6 protein-coding genes and 2 tRNA genes are annotated in these 6,511 nt (G+C 34.9%); 4 read left to right on the top strand and 4 right to left on the bottom strand.

The genetic code is table 11. The annotated features are described in order from the left end of the window. Window positions 1-288: 288 nt before the first annotated feature. The 4 genes from rpsT to proS all read right to left on the bottom strand — a co-directional run bounded on the left by rpsT (window position 289) and on the right by proS (window position 2,332). Window positions 289-540 carry a 30S ribosomal protein S20 gene (gene rpsT / locus Q1A01_RS18140; RefSeq protein ID WP_089371444.1) on the bottom strand — a complete coding sequence of 84 codons (252 nt, stop codon included), beginning with the start codon at window positions 538-540 and terminating at the stop codon, window positions 289-291. A gap of 30 nt (window positions 541-570) precedes the next feature. Continuing rightward, window positions 571-642: transfer RNA gene (locus Q1A01_RS18135), tRNA-Glu, on the bottom strand. Between the two features lie 56 nt (window positions 643-698). Then, window positions 699-770: transfer RNA gene (locus tag Q1A01_RS18130), tRNA-Glu, on the bottom strand. 83 nt (window positions 771-853) lie between these two features. Beyond that, window positions 854-2,332 carry a proline--tRNA ligase gene (proS, locus tag Q1A01_RS18125; RefSeq protein WP_299683711.1) on the bottom strand — a complete coding sequence of 493 codons (1,479 nt, stop codon included), beginning with the start codon at window positions 2,330-2,332 and terminating at the stop codon, window positions 854-856. Window positions 2,333-2,436: 104 nt separating this feature from the next. On the opposite strand from proS, the gene Q1A01_RS18120 reads away from it, so the two are divergent. From Q1A01_RS18120 to Q1A01_RS18105, 4 genes are all read left to right on the top strand, one after another. Beyond that, window positions 2,437-3,621, top strand: a complete 1,185-nt coding sequence (locus Q1A01_RS18120; RefSeq protein ID WP_299683710.1) for a hypothetical protein — start codon at window positions 2,437-2,439, stop codon at window positions 3,619-3,621. Between the two features lie 54 nt (window positions 3,622-3,675). Beyond that, window positions 3,676-5,193 carry an outer membrane protein transport protein gene (locus Q1A01_RS18115; protein ID WP_299683709.1) on the top strand — a complete coding sequence of 506 codons (1,518 nt, stop codon included), beginning with the start codon at window positions 3,676-3,678 and terminating at the stop codon, window positions 5,191-5,193. Between the two features lie 103 nt (window positions 5,194-5,296). After that, on the top strand, window positions 5,297-5,839 hold the full coding sequence (locus Q1A01_RS18110; protein WP_299683708.1) for an NAD(P)H-dependent oxidoreductase: 543 nt from the start codon (window positions 5,297-5,299) through the stop codon (window positions 5,837-5,839). A 9-nt stretch (window positions 5,840-5,848) separates the two neighbouring features. Further along, on the top strand, window positions 5,849-6,448 hold the full coding sequence (locus Q1A01_RS18105; RefSeq protein ID WP_299683707.1) for a DUF4304 domain-containing protein: 600 nt from the start codon (window positions 5,849-5,851) through the stop codon (window positions 6,446-6,448). The last annotated feature ends 63 nt before the right edge of the window (window positions 6,449-6,511 follow it).

Below are 6,511 nucleotides of genomic sequence, written 5' to 3'. Positions count from 1 at the left end.
TGTCAAAAATGTAGAATTCTTCCTCTTTAGATTAACTAGAATATTTGCATAAACACAACAATTGGTCTTGATCCATTCTTCCTCTTTAGATTAACTAGAATATTTGCATAAACACAACAATTGGTCTTGATCCACAATTGGTCTTGATCCTCTTTAGATTAACTAGAATATTTGCATAAACACAACAATTGGTCTTGATCCCTGAATATTTCTTGCAATTTTAAAAAGTGAACAACAAAAAAACTTCTACAAATATGTAGAAGTTTTAATACTTTATGAAGAGACAACTTATAGTGCCGCTACGTGCTTAGCTAATTTTGATTTTAAGTTTGCTGCTTTGTTAGAATGTATAACATTACGTTTTGCTAACTTATCTATCATTGAAACTACAGCAGGATAAAGAGTTTCTGCTTCTTTCTTAGAAGAAAGATCGCGTAATTTCTTGATCGCATTACGAGTTGTCTTATGCTGATATTTATTTCTCAGTCTTTTTGACTCGTTACTTCTAATTCTCTTTAATGCTGACTTGTGATTTGCCATTGTCTTACTTTAATTATATTATAAAATATGTAGCCCGTAGGGGAATCGAACCCCTCTTACATGGATGAAAACCATGCGTCCTAGCCGATAGACGAACGGGCCTAGGTTTCGTTTTAAATCACCTATACAATAGTATTTGTGTTCTAAAACTAGTTTTGTAGCCCGTAGGGGAATCGAACCCCTCTTACATGGATGAAAACCATGCGTCCTAGCCGATAGACGAACGGGCCTAGAACAATTGCTTAAATTGCGGATGCAAAAATACAATTATTTTCACGTGACGCAAGCTTAAATTGAACTTTTTTTTAAATATTTAATATGCCTTAGCAAATAGTACTCTTTCATTGGAAGGTGCACCGCTATATACGCAAACACCTTCTTCTTTAGAATTGTCTAAAGGAATGCAGCGTATAGTTGCTTTTGTGAGCTCTTTAATCTTATTTTCTGTCTCAGCAGTTCCATCCCAATGCGCACTTATGAATCCACCTTTAGTTTCTAAAACTTCTTTGAATTCTTCAAAATTTTGCACCTCTGTAATATGAGAATCTCTATATGTTTTTGCTTTATTATATAAATTTTCTTGAATATCTTTTAATAATTGACTCACTGTTTCAACAACATCTTCTTTAGCAACAAATTCTTTTGTAAGGGTATCTCTTCTAGCTAATTCAACGGTTCTTTTTTCTAAATCTTTAGGTCCTATTCCTATTCTAAGAGGAACTCCCTTTAATTCATACTCATTAAATTTCCAACCAGGTTTATGTGTATCTCTATTGTCAAATTTGACACTAATGTTATGCAGTCGTAAATCATTTACAATTTCATTAGCCACTTGAGAAATAGCATCTAATTGCTCTTGGTTTCTATATATAGGAACAATTACCACTTGATATGGGGCTAGATTAGGAGGTAATACAAGTCCTTGATCATCACTATGCGTCATAATAAGAGCTCCCATAAGACGTGTTGATACTCCCCATGAAGTTGCCCATACATGTTCTTGCTTCCCTTCTTTTGTAGCAAATTTTACATCAAACGCTTTCGCGAAATTTTGCCCTAAAAAGTGTGAAGTTCCAGCTTGTAATGCTTTTCCATCTTGCATTAGTGCTTCAATACAATACGTTTCATCTGCGCCTGCAAAGCGTTCGCTTTCGGTTTTTAGTCCTTTAATGACAGGAACCGCTAAGAAATTTTCTACAAAAGTTGCATATACATTATTCATTAGGTCAGCTTCTGCAATTGCTTCTTCTTTAGTTGCATGTGCGGTATGACCTTCTTGCCATAAAAATTCAGCTGTACGCAAGAATAGACGTGTGCGCATTTCCCAACGAACAACATTTGCCCATTGGTTAATTAGTAATGGTAAATCTCTATATGATTGTATCCATCCTTTATATGTATTCCAAATAATAGCTTCACTAGTTGGTCTTACAACAAGCTCTTCTTGAAGCTTTGCTTCTGGGTCAACTATTAACTTTCCTTCGTTATTTGGATCTGTTTTAAGTCTGTAATGTGTAACAACAGCACATTCTTTAGCAAAACCTTCTGCATTTTTTTCTTCAGCTTCAAAAAGGCTTTTAGGAACAAAAAGGGGGAAGTATGCATTCTGGTGTCCAGTTTCTTTAAACATTCTATCAAGCTCTGCTTGCATTTTCTCCCAGATAGCAAATCCATATGGTTTTATGACCATGCATCCACGTACAGCAGAATTTTCTGCTAAATCCGCTTTGACCACCAGCTCATTATACCATTTAGAGTAATCTTCGCTTCTTTTTGTTAAGTTCTTCCCCATAAAAGGTTATTTTGGCACAAAATTTGTGACTATATTAGACAAATAAATAATTAATACAAAATTAGTTATTTTTAGTACGAACAACAATTAAACACTTTAGAGATATGCAACTTTCTTCTACTCTTAAAATCACTCTAAAAACATTCCTTTTTTCAGGACTAGCAGCTATTACACTTATATCTTGTAGTTCTTCGCAATCTGTATATGACGACGACGGTATATATAGTGGTAGCAATACAACAGCTACACAAGAAGAGCCAACAGGTAATTTAAGTGCGACAGATCAGGTCTACAGAAATTATTTTGAAGAAGAAGCAGAAGCATTAGAAGAACTTATCGAAGAAGATGCAATATTTACAGATGTTGATTCTTATTCTTCTGAGGAAGGTGCCGAATATGTAGAAGGCGATGGCTATAATACAAATAGAGGAGCATGGGGAGATCAAACAGAATCAACCATTGTAAATGTATATAATAATACTCCATACTGGGGCGGAGGCTTCTGGGGCGGAGGTTTTTGGGGTAATGCATATTGGGGCGGAGGCTTCTACGGTAATCCATACTGGGGCGGAGGTTTCTGGGGACCTAGATTTGGAGGGTTCTTTAATCCATACTTCGGATTTGGAAATTTTTATAACCCATACTATTGCTTTGGAAATGGATTTGGATACGGAGGATTCAATAATAATTTTGCATATGGAAGTAGATATAATAGAGGAAGAAATGCAGTAGCCTATCATAATGGTAGAAGAACATCAAGATCTGCTGTAGCGCAAAGAGATGCAAGAAGAGCAGCTACCAGAAGCGCATTTGCAAGCCGTAGTAATAGTAGATCAAGATCGACTTTTTCAAGAAATAGAGGAACAACAAGACCTAGAACTACATTTAGTAGAGGTACTGGAAACAGTTACAGAGATGGTGTTTCTCGAGGAAGCGCAACTAATAATAGACCTAGTTTTAGCAGTAGAGGTGGAGGAAATCGCCCAGCATCAGCAACAAGACCTAGTGGTAATTCACGTCCTAGTGTTTCTAGAGGTGGAGGTTCAACAAGACCAAGCGGAAATGTACGCCCAAGAGGAGGAACACGTCCTCAGGGTTCGGCAAGACCAGCAGGTCGTCCATCTACTAGACCAGCAGCAAGGCCAAGTACTTCAAGATCTAGACCTTCGTATTCTAGACCATCTTCATCAAGAGGAAGTTCAAGAAGTAGTGGTTTCTCAAGAGGCGGAAGTTCTTCTAGATCTTCAGGTTCAAGAGGTGGATCTCGTGGCGGAGGAAGAAGAGGTTAATTAGTAGCGACTTTTAAAATTTATTCAGAAATACCCTTAGCTAGACATTTTATTATGAAAAAAGTATATATACTCGTTGCACTGATGTGTGTGACACTGACTAGTTATGCCCAGAGTATAGCAGACGGTTTACGATTAGGAACAACAGATATTACTGGTACAGCACGTTTTAGAGCATTAGGAGGCGCATTTGGTGCATTAGGAGGAGATCTAAGTGCTATTGGAATAAACCCAGCAAGTAGTGCGATATTCACAAGAGGAACAACGTCATTTACATTAGCTGTAGATAGTTATAATAGCGATGTAAACTATTTTGGAACAACAAATAATACGTCAGATGAAGATGTTTCTTTTAATCAAGCAGGAGGCGTATTTATAATAGAAGCAAGTCCAAGTTCAAAATGGAATAAAATCGCATTAGCATTTAACTATGATCGTTCAGCAAATTTAGATGATCAGTTTTTTGCATCTGGTACCGGTGATATTTCTATTGCTAATTACTTTTCAGAATTTGCGCAGGGAGTACCATTGGATTTATTAGAACTACAAAGTGGTGAAAGTATTACGAGTCTTTATCAGTTCTTAGGGGAACAAGAAGGTTTTGGCGCACAACAAGCATTTTTAGGCTTTCAATCTTTTATTATAGACCCTGTAGATTTTTCAGATCCTAATAATACAACATACACCTCTAATATTGCTGGAAATTCTTTTGATCAGCAGTATTCATTCCTATCAGAAGGCTATAACAGTAAAGCCTCTTTTAATATCGGAGCACAATATGATGAAAGATTATCTTTTGGTTTAAACCTTAATTCTCATTTTGCAGATTATACACAGTCTACACAACTAGTTGAATTTAACGATAATGAAGGTAGCCTTATCAATGAAGTGCGTTTTCAAAATAGTTTGCGTACCATTTCTAATGGTTTTTCCTTTCAATTAGGAACCATCGTAAAGGTAGATCAAAATGTGCGTGTAGGACTTACCTATGACTCTCCTACATGGTATACGATATCAGAAGAAGGAACTCAACGTATTACTACAGTAGGTAGTGATGTTGATGGAGATTTTACCACCTCAATAGACCCTAGAGTGACAAATATTTTTCAAGACTATGAGCTTAGAGTACCTGGCAAATATGCAGGAAGTATTGCTTATCTTTTTGGGAAAAAAGGACTGATTAGTTTTGATTATTCTTACTCAGACTTTTCAAACCTTACATTTAGACCTACTAATGACCCGTTCTTTCAAGAACAAAATCAGCGTATAGAAAATACATTGAAAGATGTTTCTACGTTTAAAGTGGGAGGAGAGTACCGTATTAAAGAATGGAGTCTAAGAGCAGGATATCGTTTTCAAGAAAGCCCTTATGAAGATGGAGAAACCGTAGGTGATCTTACAGGATATTCTTTTGGAGCTGGATATAACTGGGGAAATGTAAAGTTTGATTTTGCAGTAGATAGATCAGAACAAGATCGCAATCAAGCATTATTTAATACAGGACTTACAAGTCAAGCAGCTATTCAAAGAGACAATACAGCTTTTGTAGCGACACTTACGTTTAGTTTATAAATATCGTATTTACACAAAATATAATAACGAGGTAGTCAAAATGACTATCTCGTTTTGTTTTTATGATGTATATTTAATATTCCTTTTTTAAAACTTTGAGAATATGAAAAAAATTATCGCTTTTGCAGGAAGTAATAGTAAGAATTCTATTAATGGACAATTAGTAGCATATTTAGCAAATCAAATTACAAGTGCTTCGGTTTCGGTTATACATCTTACTGACTATGAAATTCCTATGTATAGTATTGATATAGAAACTGAACAAGGGTTTCCTGTTGATGTAACCATTTTAAAAAATAAAATATCCGAAAGTGATGGTGTTATTCTATCTGTAAATGAACATAATGGAACTGTTTCTGCTTTTTTTAAGAACATTCTTGATTGGTTGTCCCGTGTAGATCGTAATTTCTTAAGTGGGAAAAAGATTTTTTTACTAAGTACGTCTCCTGGTGCTAGAGGTGGTAAAAATGCATTGGCATATACAAAAGGAACATTACCACATATGGGAGGTACTGTTGTAGAAAGCTTTAGTTTTCCATCATTTCAAGAAAACTTTGATAGTACTTCAAAAACAATCACAAACCCTACGCTAGCAATAGGAGTAAGTGAAGTGATTGCTTCTTTTCTTCAAGAAGTAGATGGGTAATTTATACTAATGAAGATCAAAAACGAAATTTTAAAAGAAACGATTAAGCCATTGTTTAAGTTAAATGGTTTTAAAGTTTCAGGTAATCATTTTAACAAGAAAGAAGAAGATTTCGTAAAAGTTGTTAATCCGCAATTTAGCCAATTCAATGACTCAGAAAATGTTCGATTAACATTCAATATTGGGTTTTATTTTCCATTGACAAATGAGTTTAAAGGAGTTGATAGTCTCAAACGTATTAGTATAGATGACTGTCAAATACACGAACGATATGGAAATGTTTTCTTGGAAGGGGTTGACACTTGGTTAGAAAAAAAAGAAAAAATAGATAAACAAGATTTTATTGAAGAGGTAAAATTTTTCTGTGAAAACATCATCTATTGGTTTTCAAATTTTAATTCATTTAATAATCTGTTGGAATTAAAAGAACTGAAAAGTTGTTGGACAACTTCCGGTATTGTGTATCATTTTGGTATTTGGAAATCTAATAGATCTGTAAAAGAAGGTATTCAAGTGCTTCAAGAAGAATATGAAGCTTTAGATTACAAGGATAGTCATTGGGCGTTTACCATAAGTGATAGCATAGAAAAATTACATGAAAAATTATAAAACAAGATATATCAAATTTACCATTCAGTAGTTTTTGAAATTTTGCGCTATTTTCAAACCCCC

It is taken from the genome of uncultured Dokdonia sp. (assembly GCF_947492815.1).
GTDB lineage: Bacteria > Bacteroidota > Bacteroidia > Flavobacteriales > Flavobacteriaceae > Dokdonia.
Note: the sequence above shows the minus strand (reverse complement) of the source record. Positions and strands in the feature narration are given on the sequence as shown.

Bases quoted from the DNA above. Each gene is read 5' to 3' on its own strand.
- Q1A01_RS18120 (WP_299683710.1), top strand. From the start codon at position 2,437: ATGCAACTTTCTTCTACTCTTAAAATCACTCTAAAAACATTCCTTTTT.
- Q1A01_RS18110 (WP_299683708.1), top strand. From the start codon at position 5,297: ATGAAAAAAATTATCGCTTTTGCAGGAAGTAATAGTAAGAATTCTATT.
- Q1A01_RS18115 (WP_299683709.1), top strand. From the start codon at position 3,676: ATGAAAAAAGTATATATACTCGTTGCACTGATGTGTGTGACACTGACT.
- Q1A01_RS18105 (WP_299683707.1), top strand. From the start codon at position 5,849: ATGAAGATCAAAAACGAAATTTTAAAAGAAACGATTAAGCCATTGTTT.
- proS (WP_299683711.1), bottom strand. From the start codon at position 2,332: ATGGGGAAGAACTTAACAAAAAGAAGCGAAGATTACTCTAAATGGTAT.
- rpsT (WP_089371444.1), bottom strand. From the start codon at position 540: ATGGCAAATCACAAGTCAGCATTAAAGAGAATTAGAAGTAACGAGTCA.